This window comes from Bacillus yapensis (assembly GCF_005280205.1).
Taxonomy (GTDB): Bacteria; Bacillota; Bacilli; order Bacillales; family Cytobacillaceae; genus Robertmurraya; species Robertmurraya yapensis.
The window spans coordinates 85353-109061 of sequence record NZ_SUND01000006.1 but is presented as its reverse complement, the minus strand read 5'-3'; the positions used below and the strand labels follow the sequence as shown (position 1 = coordinate 109061).

Below are 23709 nucleotides of genomic sequence, written 5' to 3'. Positions count from 1 at the left end.
TTTTAACGTCATAAAAATAATGTACAAGTCCTATAATGTTGATTGGAGTTACTTTTAGGATGCTGAATAGTTACGAGGTCTCCTTGGTCGGCTAGCTCCCTTTAGCGCAATCAACATGCAAGTTTATCAGAATCTGAATGTTAGGTTGGTAGAAAAAATGCCGAAAAAGGTAACTCGAAGATCCTTTTTAAAACGACTTCTAGGATCATTTTTTGCAACTATTTGCTTTGCTGCTGGAGGATATACATATGCAGGGAGAATTGAACCAAAGCTATTAAAAATCAATAAACTTCAAATCCTACATAATGATATTCCCGCGAGCTTCCATAATTTTAAAATTGTTCAATTTAGTGACACTCACTTAGGTTTTCAATATACATTAGAGCAACTAGACAAATTAGTAGACCAAATAAATGAAATTAAGCCTGATATCTTGTTTTTCACTGGAGATTTACTTGATGAACCAAATAAGTATACGGAACCAGACAAAGCCGTAGCGATTTTACAAAGACTACAAGCTCCTTTTGGAAAATATGCTGTATATGGAAATCATGACCATGGTGGTTATGGTACTGATATTTATCGAAATATGATTGAAAAGTCCGGTTTTCAACTTCTTTTAAATGAATCTACTAAAATCTCGAAAGAAACAGGAGAAGCCATCTATCTTTTAGGGATTGATGATGCCATGCTTGGTACCCCTGATATATCTGCTGCTACAGCAAATGTTCCCGAAGAGTCTTATAAAATTCTTCTGTCTCATGCACCTGATTTGGCTGATATCGCAGAAGGCTTTAAAATTCAACTCCAATTAAGTGGTCATAGCCACGGAGGTCAAATCCAAATTCCGTTTCTTGGTGCGCTCGTTAAGCCTCCATATGGCGAAAAGTATTTTGAAGGATTCTATACAATCGGAAATGTGAACCCACTCACTTTATATGTAAATCGGGGCTTAGGAACGACAAGATTGCCTTTTCGATTTCTTTCTCCTCCTGAGTTAACTGTTTTTACTTTAATGAATGAATAAAAAAATGGCTAAAAATTTAGCCATTTTTTTGTATTAATTTATGACAATTGCATTATTGCTCTTAAACAAATTGAATTCCACATCCTGCGCACTGATCGGTCTAGAATATAAATACCCTTGTCCCTTGTGACAGTTTGCTTTCATAAGAAAATCAGCTTGTTCCTTTTCTTCAATTCCTTCAGCTACTACCTCTAATCCAAGACTATTGGCTAAGTGAATAATCGTTGTCGTAATAGCTGCATCTTTTTCATTGCTAATGACATCTCGAACAAACGATTGATCAATTTTTAATACATCAATTGGAAACTGCTTGATGTAGTTTAAGGAAGAGTAACCAGTCCCAAAATCATCGATTGAGATTGTTACACCAAGTTCCTTCAGACTCTTCAAAATAGGAGATGTTTCTGCCGTATCCTGCATCGCACCCTCGGTAATTTCAATTTCTAGTAAGGATGGTTCAATCTCATATTTTTCAATTGATTCTTTGATAGTTTCTACCAATTTAGGCTGTAAAAATTGTTTTGGCGAAATGTTTATAGCAATTTTTATTCCACTTTCCCCTAATGAGGACCACTCACTAATTTGCTTACATGCAGTGTCAATTACCCAATTACCAATAGGAACAATAAGACCTGTATCTTCAGCAAGTGGAATAAAATCATTTGGAGAGATCATTCCAAGTTCTTTGCTATTCCAACGTAATAAAGCCTCAAAGCTATTGACCTGACCAGATGCTAAATCTACTTGTGGCTGATAATACAAGATAAACTCTTTTTTAGCCAACGCCTTCCGCAAATGTGTCTCTAATTCGACTATATGGGAGACAGCAGAGTTCATTTCCGTACGATAGAATTGAAAATGAGCCTTCCCTCTCTCTTTCACACTAAAAAGTGCTTCATCTGCATTTTTTATGAGCATTTCAGCATTTTTTCCATCATTCGGATACATGCTAATTCCGATACTTGGTGAAATAAAATACTCTTGATAATTCAAATAGAAGGATTTTGAAAAGAGATTTAGAATCTTTTGTGCAAGATATGTGGCCCCTCTTCTATCTCCAACATATAGAATGCTATACTCATCTCCACCTAGCCGATATACTTTGACATTTCTATTGCTATATTCACTTAAACGTTCTGCGACCTGAATTAAAATCTGGTCACCTGCAAGATGACCTAGCGTATCATTTAAGTACTTAAATCGGTCAAGGTCAATTGATAGCAAAGCAAACGTTCCAGAAGTCTTTTTATTCTTTTTAATCGCTTCCTCTAAATCATTTAATAATGCTCTACGATTGTATAGTCCTGTTAAATGGTCATGAAATGCCATATATTTGATCGTTTCTGCATTTTCAGCTTGCTCGGAAATATCCCTTGTCATCACATATGCACCTGTAATCTCAGAATTGATTACAATCGGAACAATTTTTATTTGCGTCGTTAAAAAGTACCCCTTTGAATGCATAACACGACAATCCAGTGATTCTTGAGCCAACCCTGATGTTGTTGTTTTATTGAATAGTTCCCTAAATTTTTGAACATCTTCCTCTGGTAATAAATCATAAAAAGAACGTTTGCTCACTTGTTTTTTTGTATAGCCTGACAGCTTTTGTCCAGCAGGATTAACTTCTAGTATTTTCCCTTCTAAGGAAACGGTAAAAACACCATCTAAGTTATGATCTACAATGGAACGATATTTCTGCTCTGCATTGATTAAGCGATTTCGTTCAACCGTTAAATCGGTAACATCCCTCGTAACTGCAACAATATATTTAATTTCGTTTTTCTCATTCTTCACAGGAGTTAAGATAGATTCTGCAAATCCCATTTTCCCGTTCGGAAACTTAAGATGGTCTGAGTATGTAATAATTTCACCCGTGCTTAATACGTCCTCATATCCTTTTAGTATTTCAATATAACGGTCATGGGGCAAAACCTCATCCATCGTTTTACCAATGGCATTCTCTGATAAGCCAGCATATAGCAATCCCATTTCATTGACAAATAGGTAGCGAAATTTTGGACCCTTTTCTACTTTCATAACATAAACCATATGTTTAACATAATTAAATATTAAATTGTAGATAATTCTTTCTACTGTTTTGCTGACTTTTCTTGTTTGCTCAATTTTCCCCATTCTCTCTAAGAGAGGATCCATTCTTCCAACCTCATTCCATTGCAAAGGTTTTATACGCTACACTGAAAACCCTTTTTTCTCTGTCTCTATGTATTTATTATCTGAATAAACTAATAAGTTTTTTATTATTATACCATTACTTATTTACTAGAATCAATTTACTATTACTATTTATACGGGAAGAAACGAACATTAAATTGAAAATCGCCTATTTAATTGACGAAAGTTTTTTGAAAAATAATACGTCAAATTCGCTTTTTTATCATAATATTTCACTTCGCTCTGCCAAGGAGTGAAAATAGTCACAGAATTTTCTACATTCCAACATTTTATCCAGAAGAGTTTCCATTTTCATAAAAAAAAGAGTATAATAATGCATAATGAAATTATTCGAAAGGAGCTAGCACTTTGAATCGAGAACGGAATTCTTCCTCTCATTTGAATCCAACGATTGAAAACCTCTCTCAAGCTATCTTCATTGTAAATCGTCATGCCAAGACTGCTCCTGACCCAAAATTTCTATACAGGTTAAAGCATGATGCCTTACAAAAGTTACTAAAGGAAGGAAAAGCGAAAAAGGTGGGTCTTCACTTTTCCAATAATCCGAAGTATAGTCAGCAGCAGTCTGATGTTTTAGTTGTATGTGGCAAATATTCTTTTCATTTGCCTCCTTCAAAAAGCGACTTTCATTATTTGCCCCATTTAGGAAAGTTAGACCAAAATGTGCGGAATCCAAGAGCTCATCTTTCTTTGAGTGAAGCAAAAAAGTTACTCTGTTTTTATACTGGAATGAAAGAAAACAATCCTTCGCAACCAAGAAAAAGAAAGTATGAGAAACCTGTGTTTAAAAAGCTCGGGGAAAATTATTTTTAATGAACATAGAAAAAACTGTTGACGATTCCGTTAACAGTTTTTTTGCACTGAAAATTATGCTTGTTGATATTATAGTAGATCTCGTTTCCTAAAAAGAGTTCTCTATTTTATATTCCTCAACATATTCTTCATAATCTAATACTTCTATTACGTTAGACCAATTTAAGACGGTTCCGACGAAATCTCTTATATCCAAACCTGGCATATCATATGATTCATCATTGCTGACAGTTCCGGTGGCATTCTCAATAAATGTCACTTTATAGCCTCTATCAAAGGCAGAAATTGCTGTGAACATACAACAAAACTCTGTATTAAATCCTGTAATAAAGAGATGATTTACACCTAATTTTTCTAACACATTAGAAAGTTCCGTATTGAAAAATGAACTTGGCGTATTTTTTTCAATTATGTATTCAGCGTAGTCTTTTAATGAACTATGTATTTCTGAACCAATTGAATCCTTCTTCAATGGGCTTTCCTCTTCATTATCATAATGCTGGATAAAAATTACAGGATTATTATTTTCTCTAAAATCCTTAATTACATTTTCTATCAATGCAAGTTCTTCTTTGAAATCACCAAAATCAACAATTCCATTTTGTACATCAATTACTAATAGTGCTTTCATTTCTTCACCTTCCCCAACGCAGTTATGAGCTATAACTTCTCTATTAAACGTGAAATTCCTTTTATTTATCTATACTTGCTTCTTCCGGTACTTCCCAAACAAAATATTTGCTTGAGTATTGTTTGGTTACTACGATCGCTTGTTCATTTTCTTTTGTGAAGATATAGCCACCTCCCAGTTGTTCTATGTAGCTCCACTTGTCTTTTTCCATATATTTTTTGATCATTAATTCTCTATCAATTCTTGATTTTGAGATATATTTAAGTGGCTTTTTTGAATATTGGATGTAGTCGGAGTCTGATGTTTCTAGTTGAATAATGGCTTTTACGATGGGAAGTGGATTTCCTTCTTGGAAAATTGCGCGCCCGTATATAGTAAAGATGATTAAAAAAAAGATGATGATTAAAGTAAAGGGAAAAATAACTTTTTTTCTCACCCAATCAACTCCTTAAATAAAATAGACCTACAGATATTAAATGCTCATCTGTAGGTCCTAGAATGTTTTTATAGTATGTGTTTATCGATGTGTAGTACTAGTTCAGCAATTTCTGGCTTACTGATTTGTGCATCTGCTCCGACCATTTGTCCCTTGTGTTTAAGGTCATCTGTGATGAGAGATGAGAAGATGATGACAGGTAGTTTTGCTAGTTCATCATTTTCTTTAATTCGTTTTGTTAAATGATGTCCGTCCATTTGCGGCATCTCAATATCAGTGATTACTAGTTGGATAATATCTGTAACCTTTTTACCCGAGTTAACTACGCTTTCCAAATACTCGAGTGCATCGCGGCCATTTTCAAAGAATTCAACTTGATTAAATCCAGCCTCTGCCAAAGTATCATGTAGAAGTTTTCTAAGTAATGGAGAATCTTCTGCCACGACTAAACGCTTATTTGAACGTTGTCTTTCTCCTAATTTCTTTACTTGTTGAACATTGATCCCAGATTCAGGATTGATTTCCACAACGATTTTTTCAAAGTCTAGTAAAAGGATCATTTCACCGTTCATCTTGATGACACCAATCACTTGACTATCCGCACCTTGATACATATCTGAAGGCTTTTCTATTTTGTCCCATGAAATACGGTGTATTTGTGTCACAGTATGAACATGAAAAACAACCTTTTGTTTATTGAATTCAGCAACAATAAATTTATCTTGTTCTGGATTCATTGACTTTGGGAATCCTAAGGCAGCTGCCACATCAACTACTGGTAAAACTTCACCACGAAGCTCGATAATTCCTTCTACATTTGGGTGAGCATGAGGAATCTGTGTAATTGCAACTGGATTAATAATTTCTTTCACCTTAATTACATTGATTCCAAATTTATTTTTTCCGATACTAAATTCAACAATTTCTAATTCGTTTGTACCACTTTCTAAAAGAATACCTCTATTTTCTTCCATTTCTTGCTCGTCCTTCCTTCCAAATACATATATAGCTACTATACCACGAATAGTTAAAAGTGCTTATTCAATTTTTTAAGCAATTCGTAAAAAAATGTAACTATTTGCATCGTAATTTTAAAATTATGTGAACTTTTTCACTATAGTGTAGACATTCTTTTTATCGGATAATACAATGCAATTGTTAATAGCAAATTTATTCTAAAACGAAGGGACAAATTCAAAATGAAAGGCACTGCCATTCTATTTCAAAATGAGCAAATTGTCACCATTATGGAGAATGTCGATCAATCTGTGTTAGAAGAGCTTCAGGAAGAGCATTGTGGATGTACATTGAATAAAAAGAAAGTTGACCTAAGGTTAGTCTCTCCTGTCATTTGGCATGCAGAAGAAATAGATTGGGATTATGGATATTAATCCCTTCTTGTCCCCCATGAATCACATGGGGGATTTTTTTGCCCTGGGATTACAAAAGAATTTCTCTCTGCTAAAATAGATATCATTACGGATGGTATCGGAGAGTGAAATTTGTGGAACACTTAATCAATGAAAATATAAAAAACATCGAAATTTCAGGGATACGTAAATTTTTCAATCTAGTAGCTGGAACAAAGGATATGATCTCATTAACAATTGGCCAGCCAGATTTCCCTACACCTGCTCATGTTAAAGAGGCTGGTAAACAAGCGATTGACGAGAATTTTACATCCTACACCCATAATGCTGGGATGCTCGAGCTTAGACAGGCTGCTGCTACATTTGTAAAAGAAAAGTATGACCTTACCTACAATCCAGAAACAGAAGTTATTACGACTATCGGAGCGAGTGAAGCGATTGATATCGCCTTTCGTACCATTTTAAAGGAAGGCACTGAGGTAATTCTACCAGGGCCAGTATATCCAGGCTATGAGCCGATCATTCGATTATGTGGAGCGAAGCCTATTTACGCTGATACAACGAACAATCAATTTCGCTTAACTGCAGATATTATCGAAAAATATATAACAGATAAAACACGTTGTATCGTCTTGCCATACCCTTCTAATCCTACAGGAGCTAGCTTAACAAAAGAGGAAATTATGGAGATTGCATCGCTTGTTAAAGGAAAAGATATTTTTGTTCTGGCAGATGAAATTTATAGTGAGCTCGTGTATGACCACGCACATTTTTCAATTGGAACCATTTTAAAGGAACAAACGATTGTCATTAATGGTTTATCTAAGTCTCATTCGATGACAGGATGGAGAATCGGATTTATTTTCGCTCCAGAATATTTAGCAAAGCATATCCTAAAAGTGCATCAATATAATGTATCTTGTGCAACTTCTATATCTCAAGCAGCAGCACTAGAGGCACTCACACTTGGAAAAGATGATGCTTTAGAAATGAAAAAAGAGTATGTGTTAAGACGCGAATATGTATTTAACCGCTTGATGGAAATGGGACTTGATATTGTAAAACCAGATGGAGCATTCTATTTCTTTGTTAAACTCCCAGAGAAATATCCAAATTCATTTGATTTTTCCCTATCGCTCGTAGAAAAGGCTGGTGTGGCTGTCGTTCCAGGAAGCGCCTTTTCACCACTAGGTGAAGGCTATATTCGTTTGTCCTTTGCTTATTCGATGGAAACACTCACTGAAGCGATGAATCGGATGGACACTTTTTTTAGACAGTAAAAAACTAGTGCTTACTAAAAGGATAGAACGACAGCGATCTATCCTTTTTGATGATAAATATGTTTATCGGAGGTAAAGTCATGGAAAATGAAAATTGTGATATGGTACAACCAAAAGACAAGAAGCAAGAAGTAATTGATGGCTACACAATCAAATACCATGCGAATGGAAAAACCATTTGGTCAAAGGGGAAAATGGTTGATGATCAGCCAGATGGATATTGGGAATGGTATCGCGCTGATGGAACTATGAAGCGTTCAGGGTATTTTGACATGGGCGATCCAGTTGGTGAATGGGTCACCTATGATAGCAAGGGACAAAAATACAAAACTACCAATCGAGATAAAAAAAATACATCTCAAAACAAGTAAGAGCGACTGTTCCTTTTGAAGTGACCCCCAAAAGTTAGATTTATGTCTAATAATTGGGGTGCAGTTCATTTTGAACAATCGCTCTTTTTTTGCAAAGTTTCTTAAGACTCCTCATCACTTCTGTATTCCAAAATATCTCCCGGCTGACAATCTAGAGCCTTACAAATTGCATCTAAAGTGGACAAACGAATCGCTTTTGCTTTTCCGTTTTTCAATATAGAAAGGTTAGCCATTGTAATCCCAACCCTCTCCGAAAGTTCTGTCACACTCATTTTTCTTTTCGCCAACATTACATCAACATTGATTATAATTGCCATTTATATCACCTCAAACCGTTAGGTCATTTTCTGATTTTATATCAATTGCATCTTTTAGCAGCTTTTGAAGAACCGCAGCAAAGACCGCAATCACTATCGAAGCAAAAATAATGACCAATCCGATTAAGATAAGACCTGGGGCATCATCTTTCTCTGCAATTAGGTAGTATAAGGGCATGCCTACTGCAATCACAAAACTGATGGCGATTCCGCAATATTTAATCATTTTTAAGGCTCTAACCGATAGTTCCGAGAATGCGTTGTTCTTGTCAATATACGTTAACAGTTTGAACGCTTGAAAAAGAGCAAAATAAAAAGGAATCGCTGCTAGGTACAGATCGAGGAATACAAGATATTTTATATAACTACTATCTGGATACAATTCAGCTGCAAAATTCCCTATTGCAGGTACAAAAAATATGCATAAAGCAAGAACCGGGATTCCTATAAGAATCACAGCTATTTTTAAAAAGAGTGTTGATCCTTGTTTCATAAAAAAGCACCTCTCTAATTTATTTTCATAATGAATTTAACATAAAATTTATCGTTTTACAATAAATTTATATTGAATATATTTTTGTTAAAAATATCCACAAAAAAAGTACACCACTCTCAAGAAGTGATGTACTAAATTAAGTATATATTTATTGGCCTTTATATTTGCCGTTGTTCTTACCTGCTTTTGCCTTTTTGGCCTTTGACTTATGAAGTTGATTCGTGTCATGACTTCCCACTTCTTCAGCAAACTCTTGATTCATCGTTGCCGAATCAAATCCCTGTTTGTTTTTTTGCTTCGCATCATGCTTCTTTGTACGTTTAGCCACACGTCACACCTCCTCTTTTTAAATCACTACTATTTTGAATTTAAAAAGAGAAACTATGCGTATTATAACCTATATTACTCTTTCCAATATTTATATAACGCCTGTGTCCCGCTGTTTTCTTCGCCTTGTTCTGCTAATTGCTTATATAAAGAAAGGGCTAAGGATAAACCTGGTGCTTCCATTCCCATCTTCTCTGCTTCTTCAAAAGCAATCGTCATATCTTTAATAAAATGCTTAATGTAAAAGCCTGGCTCAAAATTTCCTTGAATCATTCTTGGAGCCAAATTCGATAAGGACCAGCTCCCTGCAGCTCCGGACGAAATACTTTGCAATACATTTTCTGGATTGAGCCCTGATTTTACTGCGTAAGCTAGTGCTTCACTAACACCGATCATCCCTGAAGCAATGACGATTTGATTGACCATTTTCGTATGCTGTCCAGCTCCCGATTTTCCTTGATAAACAATATTCGTACCTAAAGTTTGTAAAATCGGTAGCACTGCTTCAAAATCCTTTTCATCGCCACCAACCATAATGGACAATTTCGCCTCTCTAGCTCCTACATCCCCGCCTGATACTGGCGCATCAAGAGCATGCATTCCCTTACCTTTCGCAGCTTCATAAATTTCCTCTGCTAAACTTGGAGTAGAAGTTGTCATGTCAATTAAATATGTATTCTCTGTCCCATTTGTAATTAACCCGTTTTCTCCTAGATATACCTCTCTTACATCAGTAGGATATCCCACAATCGTAATGATAACATTCGCCTCTTCTGCCACAGCTTTTGGAGATTCAGCCCAATTAGCCCCTTTTTCTAACAAACTTTCAGCCTTTTCCTTCGTCCGCGAGTACACTACAACGGGATAGCCTGCATTTAAAAGATTCGTCGCCATGCTCTTTCCCATTACACCAGTTCCAATAAACCCAACAACCGTATTATCTTTTGTCAACATAATAAATCCCCTCTCATATGTATTTGTCTCCATTTTATCACTCAATTCAAATATTAACATGCACAATGATTAGTGAAGGATGATTTAAAAATGGTAAAATAGGCCAAAAGAGGAGTTGTTAATTTGAAAATCCTTAACATCGTCCTATTACTACTATTGCTAACATCGCTAACAACAGCTTGTTCGCAAAATGAAGCTACCAACCAATATGACATTCTTTCAGAAACCCAATATCAAGCTTTGCTGTTTGTTAACGGAAAAGAAATGCAATCAACCGGAAGCACAGCCCAAGAATTAGGAATTACCCCACTAGAACTTATCGGAACGATAAAAGATAAAATTCCTATCCAACTACGCCCGCAACAACACCTCACTTCCAACTACCTCGAAACAGGCACCGAAATATACACCGTAGAAGGAAACCAAGAAATAGTATTAGCAAAGAATCTAACTGGAGAATATGAGGTTTTTGAGTGATTGTTAGCAAGTTGAGTGGAGAGGAAGGCAAGAGACTCCTGCGGGAGTAGCCGTCAGGTAAGACCCCACAGGCGCGTATGCGCCGAGGAGGCTTACCGACCGCCCCGCGGAAAGCGATTGCCTGGAGTGGAACTCAACATTCCTATCGAATAAATACAAAAAAACCGACCAGAATAATTCCAGTCGGCCAAAAAAGGGAGAAAATAGATACACTTAGTGACTCTATCCTTCTTTACCCCTTTTTAAATATCATAAACCTATTACTTTAAGTTAGCTGCTTCTTTTACAATCTTCACTACTTCCTCAGTAGTTGGAAGTTGCAATGCTTGCTCTGCCATTTTTTCCATATCAGACTTACTTAAATGACGGATTTGCGCGCGTGCTTTCAAAATAGAAGTAGCACTCATAGAGAACTCATCTAGTCCAAGACCAAGTAGAAGCGGAATAGCTGTTTCATCTCCAGCCATTTCTCCACACATGCCTGTCCATTTTCCTTCTTTATGAGCAGCATCAATAACCATTTTTACTAAACGTAAAATGGATGGGCTGTAAGGCTGGTACAAGTATGAAACTCTTTCATTCATACGGTCAGCAGCCATTGTGTACTGAATTAAATCGTTTGTACCAATACTGAAGAAATCAACTTCTTTCGCAAATTGGTCAGCCAATACTGCTGTAGAAGGAATTTCAACCATGATACCTACTTCAATATCTTCAGAAACTGCCACACCTTCACTGATTAACTTCGCCTTTTCTTCTTCTAACATCGCTTTCGCTTGTCTAAATTCGTCAAGGGTAGCAATCATCGGGAACATGATTTTCAAGTTTCCATATGTGCTTGCACGAAGTAACGCTCTTAATTGAGTTCGGAACATATCCTTTTCCTCTAGGCATAGGCGGATAGCACGGAAGCCTAAGAATGGATTCATTTCCTTCGGTAAAGATAAATACGGTAATTCTTTATCTCCACCAATATCCAATGTACGAACGACAACAGGCTTTCCAGCTAAACCTTCAAGAACAGCCTTGTAAGACTCGAACTGCTCTTCTTCAGTAGGAAGCTGGTCTCTTCCCATATACAAGAATTCTGTACGGTATAGACCAACGCCTTCTCCACCGTTGTTGATGACACCTTCAAGATCCTTCGGTGTACCAATGTTCGCTACTAACTCTACATGATGTCCATCTTGAGAGTAAGTTTTTTCGTTTTTAAGCTTTGCCCACTCAGCTTTTTGAGCTTCGAATGCTTCATTTTCTTTTTTATATTGCTCAACTAGTTCTGGAGTTGGATTAATATGGACTTCACCTTTTAATCCATCAACAATAACTAAATCGCCATTCTGAATGTCCTTAGTTGCCACTTTTGTACCAACAACTGCAGGAATCTCTAAAGAACGAGCCATAATCGCAGAGTGAGAAGTTCTACCACCGATATCCGTAGTAAATCCTTTTACAAACTGACGATTTAATTGAGCTGTATCAGAAGGTGTTAAATCCTCTGCAACTACGATAACTTCTTCAGAAATCATGCTTGGATTAACAATTTTGACACCTAGTAAGTGTGAAAGAACACGTTTCGTTACGTCACGAATATCAGCTGCTCTTTCTCTCATATATTCATTATCCATAGATTCGAACATCGTAATGAACATATCAGCTGTTTCTTTTAAAGCAACCTCAGCATTTACCTTTTCAGATTTCACTTTATCCTGAATTGGTGAAAGTAATTCCGGATCGCTAAGGACAAGAAGGTGAGCTTCAAAAATAGCTGCTTTATCAGCACCTAGATTTTCCTTAGCATTATCACGGATTGCCTCTAATTCTGTTTTCGATTGTGCAATAGCAGCATCAAAACGAGCAACTTCAGCTTCCGCATTTTCGACTGTCTTTTTTTCAAAAGACAAATCTGGCTCTACTAGGCGGTATGCTTTTGCAATAGCAATCCCGCTTGATGCAGCGATACCTTGTAAAAAGCTCATTATTCTGTTAACCCTTCTTTTTGCATTGTTTCAGCAAGACTTTGAAGTGCATTTTCTTCGTCTGCACCTTCTGCACTGATTGAAATGTCAGCACCTTGACCGATACCAAGAGACATAACACCCATGATTGATTTTAGGTTAACTTTCTTTCCTTTATATTCAAGCTGGATCTCAGATTCGAATTTGCTTGCAGTTTGAACTAATAGAGTTGCTGGACGAGCATGAATTCCTGTTTCAGCGATAACTTTAAATTGCTTTTCTACCATGTTTAATCAAACCCCTTATCTTAATTAATATACTTAGATGTAATGAATAATTGTGTGTCATAAATTCACTTTAGTTAAGGGAAATCCTACCCTCATTATTGTAAACATATAAACACTATTCATGTACATTATAGGAACTTTTTAACTAGAATTGAAGTATTTTTTACGAAAAAAAAAAGTACCTGTGAAAAGAATAACAAACTCTTAACTTTTTTACAAAAAAATCGCATTAAAAAATAGAATTTTTAATTGTCATACTTTTTCCATTGATCAGTCGATTAAATAACGGTATGATGTTTGACATGAATCTTAGCTAAAGAGGGATTAAACTAATGCCATATAGACGAGACGAGCCCTTCCGTTTTACCTTCGGAACGCCCATCGAAGGCACCTTCAAAATCTTAAGAGTAAATAAAAGATCTAGTACCTCAAATGAAGGTACTGCTTCCATTGTTGATATAAGTCCGAATGGAGTCCGCTTTCTTTCTCCTCTGGATTTGCCAATCAACGAGAACGATCTTTTAATAGAGGTTAACTTTCTATTGAATCAGAAGCACATTTCAATCCTGGCCCAACCAAAATGGAAAAAACGAATCAGTCCATACACTTTCTCCTATGGTTTAGAAGGGTTAGATGATGATGAAACAAAGAAGGTAATAGTAGAAGAATTGAAAGAATTCGCAAGAAACCAAAAATGATGTTTTATAGGTCTAAATAAGTGTATTTCTATCACTGGATAGGTCTTTGGTTGCGAAAAAACTTATAATATTAATTAGAAATTTAATTTAAGTCAAGAAAATATTCTGTTTTTTCTTTACGAATGGTAGATTTTAGTGCAAACTGTTACATATAAATTGTCATTTCGGAGAAAAAGGAGAGAGACTGGAATGAAAAAGGCCGAGGTTGGAAACATTATAGAATTTAGAGACGGACTTCAAGGGATAGTAGAAAAAGTAAATGAGAACTCAGTTATTGTTGATTTAACTTATATGGATAACTATCGCGACCTTGAACTCGAACAAAGAACTGTGGTCAATCATAAAAATTACAAGGTAATCAAACCTAGTCTGTAAGCTTTCCCAACAAAAACCCTATACGTTATCCGATAGGGTTTTTGTATGTCTTACCACGAACTATCCTTCATTTTTTTCTTTTGAAAGTTCTTTTAAGGACTTCACCTTACCATGAGGATTTTGCTCTTGCTTTCTTATGTTCCAAGCTCTTTCCTTTTCTCTCTGTGATTTCGTCAAATGATTGTCCTCCCTTCCACTAACCTATATAATGGACTAATAGAATTGATTCTATTCGAAACAATACTTTACTTTTTAAAAGTTAGAAAGGATTGTTAGCCATGTCCATTCCTACTTGGGGAACTGACAAAAGACTTATCCTCGGATTTTTACTATCGCATCTATTGCTTTTCCTTACCTTTCACGATAAAAGTATTTTTTGGTATATTTTCACAGCAGCGATGCTCTTTTTGATCAGCTACTCTATTTTTCATGAAGCAATTGAAAATGAAACTTCTCTTATTACCTATTTATCTTTAGGTATCTTATCAGGTGTCGTTCTATTTACTATCTTCTTTGCCGGAAGCTGGCTTATACACACTTTAAATCTGCCATTTTCAAATGAAATCGCAAAACTATATAAACAATTATCGCCTACCATGCTATGGCATTACATTGTACTTTTCTTAGTCATTATTCCAGGGGAGGAAGTTTTCTGGAGAGGCTTCATTCAAAAAAGAATCCAAAAAGGAGCTTCAACTGGAACAGCCGTACTTGTTTCATCCGTCTTATATGCATCTGCACATTTATACTCAGGATCGGTAATGCTGCCATTAGCTGCTCTTGTCTCAGGACTTTTTTGGGGATACTTATATACATGGAAGAAAAGTCTTCCACTTGTGATAGTTTCTCATATAGTGTTTGATCTATTCTTATTTATCATCTCCCCCTTAAATTAATGCAGAAGCGGTAAACCGAATATCGGTTTACCGCTTTTTCATTTCGTCCAAAGGTTTCATCCATAATAGAATAATGAACAGAATACTAACATAACCAAAAAGTGGATACAAATAAGAAAGAAGTTTTCCATACTCCACTAGGCTAATTGTTAAAGAAACTGCAAAAAGTACTCCAACTATCAAAAGACTCGGCAAACGCAAGTAAGTCTTGAGTTGTCGCTCCAAACCAAAAATGTTTCCAATTATAGAAGTGAAAATTTCCCCATATATAACGAGAATGAAAATCCAATATAGCCCAGGAGCTAAATTTTTCATGATCACAGCCATTGGAATTTCATAGGATTCAATATTTGGGAGCATGACCAAGGTAAAATGGCTCGTCAACAAAATCACCGTTAAAGCAATTCCACCAATAATTCCTCCCCATTTTACCGTTTCATCATCTCCTATTTCAGCTGAGACTGGAACTAGTACAGCTTGGGCAAGACCGATATTTAAAGCAGTATAGGAGAATGGCGCAACAACAGATTTCCACCCATCCTCAACATATGGTATAAAAAATACTTGTTCTAGAAAATTGGGCAATCTCATCGAAAATAACATCAATAATAAACTAAAAGATATCATGATTGGAACAACAATACTATTGACAGCAAATAGCCCGTTAATTCCTAACAGCATGACGAAAACAGACAAAATAACGGTAAATGCCAACCCTATGCCCTTCGGAATACCAAGCTGCTCACTAAAAACTGCCCCAGCACCTGAAAGCATGACAGCACAAACCCCTAATAACATAAAAAGCATCAACACATTAATAATTGAACCAAAAAACTTTCCAAATAAATATTCATTAAACTCTTGATAAGAGCGCGCACCTATCCTAGCTGAGATTCTCATTAATTTAGTTCCATGAAAAATAAAAATATATCCACTCATTAATATTCCAATAAAGCCAATAAAGCCAAACCGTGAAAAAAATTCAACAATTTCTCGTCCCGTGGCAAAACCTGCTCCTACAACTGTACCGACATAAACGGCCGCAATTTGGAAGGCAGCTCTCCAATTTGTCTTCATTTAATACCCTCCTCCATTTCAATATATGAGGATTTGGACAAACCATGACCTAAATTTTTTAATCAAAATACTTGAAAGTCAAAAAAGGTCAAAGTATAATATGCTCAAAGGTCAAATATAGTCAAAGTCAAAACAATAACCATACTTTTCAGGAGGAATGTGAAATGCTTTGTCAAAATTGTCAGCAGTCAAATGCACAAGTTCATTTAACAGTGAATCTAAATGGCATGGAGAAACAACTTCATCTTTGCCAGACTTGCTATAAGACTGAAAGAGCCAAAATCGGTACTGCATTCGGCCCTAGCATGTCAGGTTTCTCTCCATTTAACCAGCAACCTATAGAAGATCTATTGAAAAAATTTGCGTCTGGGAATGGTCAGCAAAATGTGAATGTACAACCTTCTCATCAAGGTGGCGGCTTCATTGACCAATTTGGGCGTAACCTTACACAAATGGCAAGGGCCGGATTAATCGACCCCGTTATCGGCCGCGAAGAAGAAGTAAATCGAGTGATCGAAATTTTAAATAGAAGAAATAAAAATAACCCAGTATTAATCGGTGAGCCTGGTGTCGGTAAAACAGCGATTGCTGAAGATTTAGCAGCTAAAATCGCAGAGGGCAATGTTCCTAATAAATTAAAGTATAAAGAAGTTTATTTACTAGATGTTGCATCACTCGTAGCTAATACAGGAATTCGTGGACAATTCGAGGAAAGAATGAAGCAAATTATTCAAGAATTACAGCAACGAAAAAACATCATTCTTTTTATCGATGAAATTCATTTACTTGTTGGTGCAGGTTCAGCAGAAGGTTCTATGGATGCTGGTAACATTTTAAAACCCGCACTCGCACGTGGAGAGTTACAACTTGTTGGCGCGACTACATTAAAAGAATACCGCACGATTGAAAAAGACGCGGCACTTGAACGTCGCTTCCAGCCTGTCCAAGTGCATGAACCATCTGTCGAAGAAGCAAAGGAAATCTTAAATGGAATTAAAGAGAAATACGAGAACTTTCATGAAGTGAGCTTTACAGATGAGGCACTAGAAGCATGTGTTACTTTATCACATCGATATATTCAAGACCGCTTCCTGCCAGATAAAGCAATCGATTTAATGGATGAAGCTGGCTCTAAGCTAAACTTGAATTCAGACTATACTTCAATAAAGAAGATTGAACAGCGTCTGAAGGAAATCTCCAAGGAAAAGGAAACAGTTTTAAAAGAAGAAAACTATGAGGCGGCAGCAGCACTTCGCCAAGAAGAAATGAAGCTTGAACAAGCCCTATCTAATGGCGAACAAGAACGCCCAGTTGTTGAAGTTCACCATATTCAAGAAATAATCGAAAAGAAAACGGGCATTCCGGTAGGTAAACTTCAAGAAGATGAACAAACAAAAATGAAAAATCTCTATGAGGGACTAGCACAGAAAGTCATTGGTCAAAAAGAAGCCGTTGAAAAAGTTACGAAAGCAATTAGAAGAAGTCGTGCTGGATTAAAAGCAAAAAATCGTCCAATTGGCTCCTTCCTTTTTGTCGGACCAACTGGTGTCGGGAAAACAGAACTTTCGAAAACACTCGCAATGGAATTATTCGGTTCAAAAGAGGCGATGGTTCGTCTTGATATGAGCGAATATATGGAAAAACATAGTGTCTCTAAGCTAATCGGTTCCCCTCCAGGATATGTGGGACATGAAGAGGCTGGACAATTAACAGAAAAGGTTCGTCATAATCCTTACAGTATTATTTTGTTAGATGAGATCGAAAAAGCACATCCAGATGTTCAGCATCTATTCCTACAAATTCTAGATGACGGACGACTAACAGACAGTCAAGGTAGAGTGGTAAGTTTTAAAGATACAGTCATTATTATGACTAGTAATGCGGGAGTTGGACAGAAGTCCGTAAAAGTTGGCTTTGGTCAAGACCATACAACAAAAGAGCTCAATATTCTTGACTCTCTTGGAAGCTTCTTTAAGCCTGAATTCTTAAACCGTTTCGATAGCATCATTGAGTTTAAATCATTGGAAAAAGAAGACCTATTACAAATCGTAGATATAATGCTTCTTGAATTAGACGATATGTTGAAAGAGCAGGATATGACAATTGAGGTTACAGATGAGGTCAAAGAATACCTTGTTGAAAAAGGATACAATCCTACCTTCGGTGCTCGACCATTACGTAGAGTTATTCAAGAACATCTTGAAGATAAAATAACAGACCTAATTATCGACGAACCCGAGACGAAAATTTTAGTTGCCATTTTAGACAATGGAGAAATCAAGATCAAAAACGGGGACAAGTAAAACTTGTCCCCCTTCTTTGTTTCTCAAACCTCACTCTCAGCGTGCTGGAGATCTGATTTTTCAATTTGAATGGTTGTATGAAGAATTTTAAATTTCGATTCAATTAGATTAATGGCTGTTTGCAAAATGGCTTGGCTATCTTGATTATCTTTAATAAGTAGATGACAGCTAAGCGAATCTAAGCCAGAAGTGATCGTCCAAATATGAAGATCATGCACATTAATGACTCCATCTATTTCTTGAAGCGTTGCTTTCACTTCTTGTTGATCAACTGTGATCGGGGTACCTTCCATCAAAATATGGATACTATGCTTGATGACACCCCAAGCACTCTTTAAAATTAACAGAGCTACTACAACACTGATAATCGGGTCTGCGATATACCAATCAAATAGTAACATCAGAACCCCTGCAATAATGGCTCCGACCGAACCTAACGCATCCCCTAACACATGGAGATAAGCACTTCTTAAATTCACATTGTCCTTTACATCTCCCTTACTCATAAGAGCAAACGCACTAAGCAGGTTGGCCAATAAACCTATGATTGCAATTAAAATCATTGTTCCACTAGCAACAGCTTGCGGATCAAGGAACCTCTCGACTGCTTCGTAGACAATAAAAGCTGCAATTAAAAATAATGTTAACCCATTAAACAATGCTGCCAATATTTCGAATCGATAGAACCCATATGTTTTATTGGGAGAAGCAGGTCGGGTCGCAAACCACATTGCCACTAAGCTCAATGCAAGTGAGCTCGTATCACTAAGCATATGACCTGAATCAGATAATAAAGCCAAACTATTTGTGACTAGCCCTCCAATAAATTCTAACAGCATAATCCCTGCTGTAATCACAAGTGCTATCATGAGACCCTTCTTATTTCCTTCTCGACTATGGTCGTGATGATGATGGTGATGGTGGTGGTGGCCGTGATCGTGCCCATGATGGTGATGTAGTTCTTGATCATGAAAATGCATATAAATTCCCCCTAGTCGTGTAAAGAATGACGAATCATCTGTTTTAAAATTTCGATGACATGTTCATCATCATATCGATAGATGAACGATTGCCCTACCCGTCGAGATTTCACCAGCCTTAGCTGCTTTAAATACGATAGCTGATGGGATACAGCTGATTGAGTCATTTGTAGTACTTCGGCAATATGTCCTACCGAGCATTCTTCTTGTGTTAGTAAATACAAGATCTTCACTCTTGTAGGATCTGCAAGTGCCTTAAATTTAGTAGCAACGTCCTCAACAGTTTCTTCATTTAGAAAGTGATGATTTTTTTCATCCATAAAATCCCTCTTCCCAGTCATTATATATAAAAGTATGAACATTCGTTCATATATTTATTTAAATTTATCATAATCATTAAAAAAAGAAAAGACTGATCCTTTTGGATCAGCCACATTAACATTATTATAACTCTTTATCGTTTACAGAATTCAACCAACTTTCGATTTCACCTACAACTGACTCCACACATCCGTCTTCAAACGGAGAAATTAAATTGGCTTCCTTCACAAGCTCAGTGAACGGAAGGCTACCACCTAACTTACATAGCTTAAGGTAATCCTCCCATGCTTCCTCGTGATTCTCTCTTGAACGTTTCCAGAACTGGAACGCACAGAGTTGCGCCAACGTGTAATCAATATAATAAAATGGAGAATTATATATATGGCCTTGTCTCTGCCAAAAACCGCCATTTTCTAAATACATATTGCCATCATAGTCTTTGTGCGGGAGGTATTTCTTTTCAATATCTCTCCATGCTTGTTTTCTCTCTTTTGGTGTTGCAGTTGGATTTTCGTATACCCAATGCTGAAATTCATCAACTGAAACCCCATAAGGTATAAATAATAACCCCGAGCTTAAATGAGAGAATTTGTACTTGTCGGTATCTTCTTTAAAGAATAGATCCATCCAAGGCCATGTGAAAAACTCCATGCTCATTGAGTGAATTTCTGCTGCTTCATATGTTGGCCAATAATACTCAGGAATATCAAACCCACGGCTTGAATAGACCTGAAACGCATGACCTGCTTCATGAGTTAATACATCAATATCCCCTGAAGTTCCGTTAAAATTAGAAAAAATAAAAGGAGCTTTATAATTTTCAATATAAGTACAATAACCGCCGCCTGCTTTACCCTTTTTAGCAACGAGGTCCATAAGCTCGTTTTCTCTCATAAATTGAAAGAATTCACCCGTTTCCTTTGAGAGCTCATCGTACATTTTTTGTCCATTATCAATAATCCACTCAGGACTTCCCTTTGGTACAGCATTTCCAGATACAAAATTAAAGTCTTCATCATAAAACTTCAGCTTGTCTACGCCAATCCGCTTTTGTTGTCTTTCTCTTAATTTTGTCGTGACAGGAACAATAAAATCTTTCACTTGATCACGGAAATTTGCGACCATTTCCGCATTATAATCTGTACGATACATGCGATAATAAACCAGTTCGACGAAGTTTTTGAAGCCTAATTTTTGCGCAATCTCCGTTCTCACTTTAACTAAATCATCATAAATTCGATCTAATTCTTCTTCATGACTAGCAAGAAAACCGAATCGAGCCTCACTCGCTTTTTTACGCATTACACGATCGGTCGATTGCGTGAAAGGTTCCATTTGTGAAAGGGTACGTTCTTCCCCTTCAAACATGATTTTCGCAGAAGCCATAAGCTTCGTATATTCTGTTGAGAGCTTGTTCTCCTTTTGCAGTAGGGGGACGATTTCAGGTGAAAATACCTTTAATTGCGCTTCAGCAAGAGCAAATAATTGTTTTCCCCATTTCGCTTCTAATTCTGCACGAAATGGCGATTCAACTAATGCCTGATAGTATTTTGTAATTAACCCACCTACTTGTGGTTCTAATTCATCAATTAGATCCTGCTCAGCTTTATAGAATTCATCATTTGTATCAATCGTATGGCGAATCACGACGAGGTTAAACATCGTCCCCAAATCATTTCGGATCGCATTAATATCTGTCATTACTTGATTTTGCTCATCAGCTGATGTTGCTTCCCTGAATCTGATTAACGCTTCTTCAAAGCTTTTCTCAATAACTTCAAAATTCGGTCTCGTATATGTATATTGAGTAAACCCCATCCAAAAGCCCCCTTATCAAAAAATTAAGAATTTACTAATCCATTATACTAAAAAATGCCAGAACCTTCTATAAAATTAAAAAACGATCCGTTCTCCGGATCGTTTTAGTGTCAATAATTATAAAAAAGTAGTAGCTTAAGCCTGAACCTTTAAGAAGAAACCGAAAGTCCCAACTTCTTTAAAAGCTGTATAGCCGTCTCTCTTTCTTCTGAAGAAAGCTCTGACATTAAAGAATGAATTCTTTCCTCATGAACTGGAAATACATCTTCAATAAATTTCTTTCCGCTTTCTGTAATTTGGGCAAATGTTACGCGTCTGTCATTCGGACAAGCCACTCGTGCTAAATACCCTTTTTCCTCAAGCTTATCTACAACGTATGTGATACTTCCGCTTGCAAGAAGAATCTTTCCGCCAATTTGCTGCAGAGGTTGATCGCCTTTATGGTAGAGAAGCTCTAACACAGCAAACTCAGTTGGATTCAATCCATATGTGTGGATCAATTTATTGACATTTTCATTAACCGCTCGATACGCGCGCGAAAGCACAATAAATAACTTTAATGATTGTTTACTATCTTCTGAACTCATTTTTCTCAAATCCTTTAGAGAATTTTTCAAACAAAAATATCTTGATTTAAAACTATTATAGAAAAGTCTCCCTTCCCCTGTCAATTTCTGCTTTGTATACTTGAGTCCCATTTTTTTACAATATGTCGAAAAAGAGTCCCTCCGCACTATTAATTAATGCTATAATAAACATCGTTAAATGAAAAAATTTTGTTGGAGCTAATGGATGAAAAGAAAACATAAAAGAACCATTATTTTATATATCTTTTTTGTGCTTCTTCCGACTATTCTTGGAAGTTACTATTTTATCCACATTCAATCGCAAAGAAAACTTGACGAAAGAATGGAGGAAGCTAATTGGGTTGCTCATATTCATGCATCCCATTGGGATAAATTGATTAGTGATACAGTAACTTCACTTGAAGTACTCTCCTTGGCAGCTAAAACCTTATACACTGATTTAGAGGAAATGCAGCCATTGCTTGAACGAACGAATCAATCAGATCCGCGCTATGGTGGTATCTATATACTCAGTATAGATGGACAAATCATTACAGGCTCAAACAATCTATTTCAAAAGAATGCTTTTTTTGAAATAGATATTGTTCAAGAGGTTGTTAGAACAAAAGATACAATCATTTCGAATAAAGAATTCACTTTACCCAACAAGCAAAAGGTGCTTGCACTTGCAGTTCCAATTCTAAATGATAAAAGTGAGTTAATTGCTGTTTCTATGTCTTTACTTCGAGTCGACTATGTGAAAAATTTATTAAATGTCCTTACACCTGGGGCAGAGCTTTTAGTGTTAAATGCCCATGATGAAGAGTTGATGGGATTTAACATTCAGAAAGATGACCAATTAGATAAGGGACATTGGGTTTCTGTTCCCATAGACCGCATTCCATGGAATTTACAAGTAAAAGTCCCTGAACCAGACGTTCGAAATACGACAATGGACTACATTTTCATCATAGGTGGAGTACTAATTTTGACGAATATTTTGTTTTTATTGATTATGTACATGTTGCTTAGACGTCAAGCAGCATTAGAAAAACAAGAAAACGAAGTTCAGAAGCTAGAATTAGTTGGAACACTTGCTGCTAGTACAGCTCATGAAATCCGTAATCCCTTGACCGGCATAAAAGGATTAGTTCAGCTTTTGGGGGAAAAATACGATGACCCAACCGATCGCCTTTATTTCTCAGTGATTAATAAGGAAATCGAGAGAATTAATGAAATCGTTGGGGAGTTTTTGATCCTAGGAAAGCCTACTGCCCAAAAAATGCATGCAGTAGATATAGCAAAAGTTCTGAATGAATTACAGCCACTCATTCTATCAGAAGCAACTTTAAATAAGGTAGATTTGATTTATAATCCGTCGGATCAGCCCATTTTTGTAAAGTGTACAAGGGATCAAATGAAGCAGGTCATTTTGAACATAACAAGAAATGCTTTTGAAGCTATGGAAAATGGAGGTCGTCTTACGATTGACCTATCTAAAAAGAACTCCACCTGTGAGCTTATGATAAGTGATACTGGGGTTGGGATTAAGGATGAGGTCATCGAGAAAATTTTCACTCCATTTTATACATCCAAGGAAACTGGAACAGGCTTAGGCCTTGTTGTATGCCGACGAATCCTTCATTCCTTTGGTGGAAAGATTCATATCACTAGTAAAGAAAATAAGGGCACCACTGTTAAAATAACTTTACCTCTTGCAAAAACACATTAGAAA

27 protein-coding genes are annotated in these 23709 nt (G+C 36.4%); 11 read left to right on the top strand and 16 right to left on the bottom strand.

Translation table 11 applies throughout. The annotated features are described in order from the left end of the window. Positions 1–157: 157 nt before the first annotated feature. Positions 158–1027, top strand: coding sequence for a metallophosphoesterase (locus FAR12_RS09395; protein WP_126408439.1), 870 nt, complete (start codon positions 158–160; stop codon positions 1025–1027). Positions 1028–1060: 33 nt separating this feature from the next. Here the strand turns inward: FAR12_RS09395 and FAR12_RS09390 are convergent, their stop codons facing one another. Beyond that, entirely contained in the window at positions 1061–3184 is a 2124-nt protein-coding gene (locus FAR12_RS09390; protein ID WP_126408438.1) for a sensor domain-containing protein, read from the bottom strand. 387 nt (positions 3185–3571) lie between these two features. Between FAR12_RS09390 and FAR12_RS09385 the strand changes: the two genes are divergently transcribed. Further along, complete coding sequence (locus FAR12_RS09385; RefSeq protein WP_126408437.1) at positions 3572–4036, top strand: YkyB family protein; 465 nt, start codon at positions 3572–3574, stop codon at positions 4034–4036. A gap of 88 nt (positions 4037–4124) precedes the next feature. Here the strand turns inward: FAR12_RS09385 and FAR12_RS09380 are convergent, their stop codons facing one another. From FAR12_RS09380 to FAR12_RS09370, 3 genes are all read right to left on the bottom strand, one after another. Then, positions 4125–4667 carry a cysteine hydrolase family protein gene (locus FAR12_RS09380; RefSeq protein ID WP_126408436.1) on the bottom strand — a complete coding sequence of 181 codons (543 nt, stop codon included), beginning with the start codon at positions 4665–4667 and terminating at the stop codon, positions 4125–4127. Between the two features lie 61 nt (positions 4668–4728). Then, positions 4729–5103 carry a hypothetical protein gene (locus FAR12_RS09375; RefSeq protein WP_126408435.1) on the bottom strand — a complete coding sequence of 125 codons (375 nt, stop codon included), beginning with the start codon at positions 5101–5103 and terminating at the stop codon, positions 4729–4731. A 68-nt stretch (positions 5104–5171) separates the two neighbouring features. Continuing rightward, complete coding sequence (locus tag FAR12_RS09370; RefSeq protein WP_126408434.1) at positions 5172–6077, bottom strand: chemotaxis protein; 906 nt, start codon at positions 6075–6077, stop codon at positions 5172–5174. A 225-nt stretch (positions 6078–6302) separates the two neighbouring features. Here FAR12_RS09370 and FAR12_RS09365 point away from each other — a divergent pair, with 225 nt between their 5' ends. The 3 genes from FAR12_RS09365 to FAR12_RS09355 all read left to right on the top strand — a co-directional run bounded on the left by FAR12_RS09365 (position 6303) and on the right by FAR12_RS09355 (position 8124). Beyond that, the gene (locus tag FAR12_RS09365) at positions 6303–6494 is read left to right on the top strand and encodes a hypothetical protein (RefSeq protein WP_126408433.1); all 192 of its coding nucleotides are present in this window, start codon (positions 6303–6305) and stop codon (positions 6492–6494) included. Positions 6495–6607: 113 nt separating this feature from the next. Beyond that, positions 6608–7753: an aminotransferase A gene (locus FAR12_RS09360; protein WP_126408432.1), complete on the top strand. Its 1146-nt coding sequence runs from the start codon at positions 6608–6610 to the stop codon at positions 7751–7753. Between the two features lie 80 nt (positions 7754–7833). Continuing rightward, entirely contained in the window at positions 7834–8124 is a 291-nt protein-coding gene (locus tag FAR12_RS09355; RefSeq protein WP_126408431.1) for a toxin-antitoxin system YwqK family antitoxin, read from the top strand. A gap of 101 nt (positions 8125–8225) precedes the next feature. On the opposite strand, the gene FAR12_RS09350 is transcribed toward FAR12_RS09355, so the two are convergent. The 4 genes from FAR12_RS09350 to FAR12_RS09335 form a co-directional block, all read right to left on the bottom strand. Further along, positions 8226–8441, bottom strand: a complete 216-nt coding sequence (locus tag FAR12_RS09350) for a helix-turn-helix domain-containing protein (RefSeq protein WP_126408430.1) — start codon at positions 8439–8441, stop codon at positions 8226–8228. 10 nt (positions 8442–8451) lie between these two features. Further along, positions 8452–8934 carry a DUF2975 domain-containing protein gene (locus FAR12_RS09345; protein WP_126408429.1) on the bottom strand — a complete coding sequence of 161 codons (483 nt, stop codon included), beginning with the start codon at positions 8932–8934 and terminating at the stop codon, positions 8452–8454. A 151-nt stretch (positions 8935–9085) separates the two neighbouring features. Then, positions 9086–9265 carry a hypothetical protein gene (locus tag FAR12_RS09340; RefSeq protein ID WP_126408428.1) on the bottom strand — a complete coding sequence of 60 codons (180 nt, stop codon included), beginning with the start codon at positions 9263–9265 and terminating at the stop codon, positions 9086–9088. Between the two features lie 74 nt (positions 9266–9339). Then, positions 9340–10278: an NAD(P)-dependent oxidoreductase gene (locus tag FAR12_RS09335; protein WP_221767355.1), complete on the bottom strand. Its 939-nt coding sequence runs from the start codon at positions 10276–10278 to the stop codon at positions 9340–9342. Between the two features lie 63 nt (positions 10279–10341). Here FAR12_RS09335 and FAR12_RS09330 point away from each other — a divergent pair, with 63 nt between their 5' ends. Then, positions 10342–10695 carry a hypothetical protein gene (locus FAR12_RS09330; protein WP_126408426.1) on the top strand — a complete coding sequence of 118 codons (354 nt, stop codon included), beginning with the start codon at positions 10342–10344 and terminating at the stop codon, positions 10693–10695. 260 nt (positions 10696–10955) lie between these two features. Here the strand turns inward: FAR12_RS09330 and ptsP are convergent, their stop codons facing one another. Both ptsP and FAR12_RS09320 read right to left on the bottom strand, forming a co-directional pair. Further along, the gene (gene ptsP / locus FAR12_RS09325; RefSeq protein WP_126408425.1) at positions 10956–12674 is read right to left on the bottom strand and encodes a phosphoenolpyruvate--protein phosphotransferase; all 1719 of its coding nucleotides are present in this window, start codon (positions 12672–12674) and stop codon (positions 10956–10958) included. Next, entirely contained in the window at positions 12674–12940 is a 267-nt protein-coding gene (locus tag FAR12_RS09320; RefSeq protein ID WP_126408424.1) for a phosphocarrier protein HPr, read from the bottom strand. Before FAR12_RS09320 ends, ptsP begins: the two co-directional genes overlap by 1 nt. Before the next feature lie 332 nt (positions 12941–13272). On the opposite strand from FAR12_RS09320, the gene FAR12_RS09315 reads away from it, so the two are divergent. Together FAR12_RS09315 and FAR12_RS09310 are read left to right on the top strand one after the other, a co-directional pair. Beyond that, positions 13273–13638: a PilZ domain-containing protein gene (locus FAR12_RS09315; RefSeq protein WP_126408423.1), complete on the top strand. Its 366-nt coding sequence runs from the start codon at positions 13273–13275 to the stop codon at positions 13636–13638. Positions 13639–13827: 189 nt separating this feature from the next. Beyond that, positions 13828–14013 (top strand): YkvS family protein, encoded by a 186-nt coding sequence (locus FAR12_RS09310; RefSeq protein ID WP_126408422.1) that lies wholly within the window; start codon positions 13828–13830, stop codon positions 14011–14013. Positions 14014–14073: 60 nt separating this feature from the next. Here FAR12_RS09310 and FAR12_RS23795 read toward each other — a convergent pair whose 3' ends face one another. Beyond that, positions 14074–14190 (bottom strand): DUF6254 family protein, encoded by a 117-nt coding sequence (locus FAR12_RS23795; RefSeq protein ID WP_221767354.1) that lies wholly within the window; start codon positions 14188–14190, stop codon positions 14074–14076. Between the two features lie 101 nt (positions 14191–14291). Here FAR12_RS23795 and FAR12_RS09305 point away from each other — a divergent pair, with 101 nt between their 5' ends. After that, complete coding sequence (locus FAR12_RS09305; RefSeq protein WP_126408421.1) at positions 14292–14909, top strand: CPBP family intramembrane glutamic endopeptidase; 618 nt, start codon at positions 14292–14294, stop codon at positions 14907–14909. A gap of 27 nt (positions 14910–14936) precedes the next feature. On the opposite strand, the gene FAR12_RS09300 is transcribed toward FAR12_RS09305, so the two are convergent. Beyond that, a complete protein-coding gene (locus FAR12_RS09300; protein ID WP_126408420.1) occupies positions 14937–15986 on the bottom strand; it encodes a YkvI family membrane protein in 1050 nt (349 codons plus the stop codon). Positions 15987–16150: 164 nt separating this feature from the next. Between FAR12_RS09300 and FAR12_RS09295 the strand changes: the two genes are divergently transcribed. Further along, positions 16151–18289 carry an ATP-dependent Clp protease ATP-binding subunit gene (locus FAR12_RS09295; RefSeq protein WP_126408419.1) on the top strand — a complete coding sequence of 713 codons (2139 nt, stop codon included), beginning with the start codon at positions 16151–16153 and terminating at the stop codon, positions 18287–18289. 23 nt (positions 18290–18312) lie between these two features. Here the strand turns inward: FAR12_RS09295 and FAR12_RS09290 are convergent, their stop codons facing one another. The 4 genes from FAR12_RS09290 to FAR12_RS09275 form a co-directional block, all read right to left on the bottom strand. Beyond that, positions 18313–19269: a cation diffusion facilitator family transporter gene (locus FAR12_RS09290; protein ID WP_126408418.1), complete on the bottom strand. Its 957-nt coding sequence runs from the start codon at positions 19267–19269 to the stop codon at positions 18313–18315. 11 nt (positions 19270–19280) lie between these two features. Further along, entirely contained in the window at positions 19281–19589 is a 309-nt protein-coding gene (locus tag FAR12_RS09285; protein WP_126408417.1) for an ArsR/SmtB family transcription factor, read from the bottom strand. Between the two features lie 124 nt (positions 19590–19713). Continuing rightward, positions 19714–21408: a M3 family oligoendopeptidase gene (locus FAR12_RS09280; RefSeq protein WP_126408416.1), complete on the bottom strand. Its 1695-nt coding sequence runs from the start codon at positions 21406–21408 to the stop codon at positions 19714–19716. A gap of 149 nt (positions 21409–21557) precedes the next feature. Then, on the bottom strand, positions 21558–21995 hold the full coding sequence (locus tag FAR12_RS09275) for a MarR family winged helix-turn-helix transcriptional regulator (RefSeq protein WP_126408415.1): 438 nt from the start codon (positions 21993–21995) through the stop codon (positions 21558–21560). 205 nt (positions 21996–22200) lie between these two features. Between FAR12_RS09275 and FAR12_RS09270 the strand changes: the two genes are divergently transcribed. After that, positions 22201–23706: an ATP-binding protein gene (locus FAR12_RS09270; protein ID WP_126408414.1), complete on the top strand. Its 1506-nt coding sequence runs from the start codon at positions 22201–22203 to the stop codon at positions 23704–23706. Positions 23707–23709: the final 3 nt, after the last annotated feature.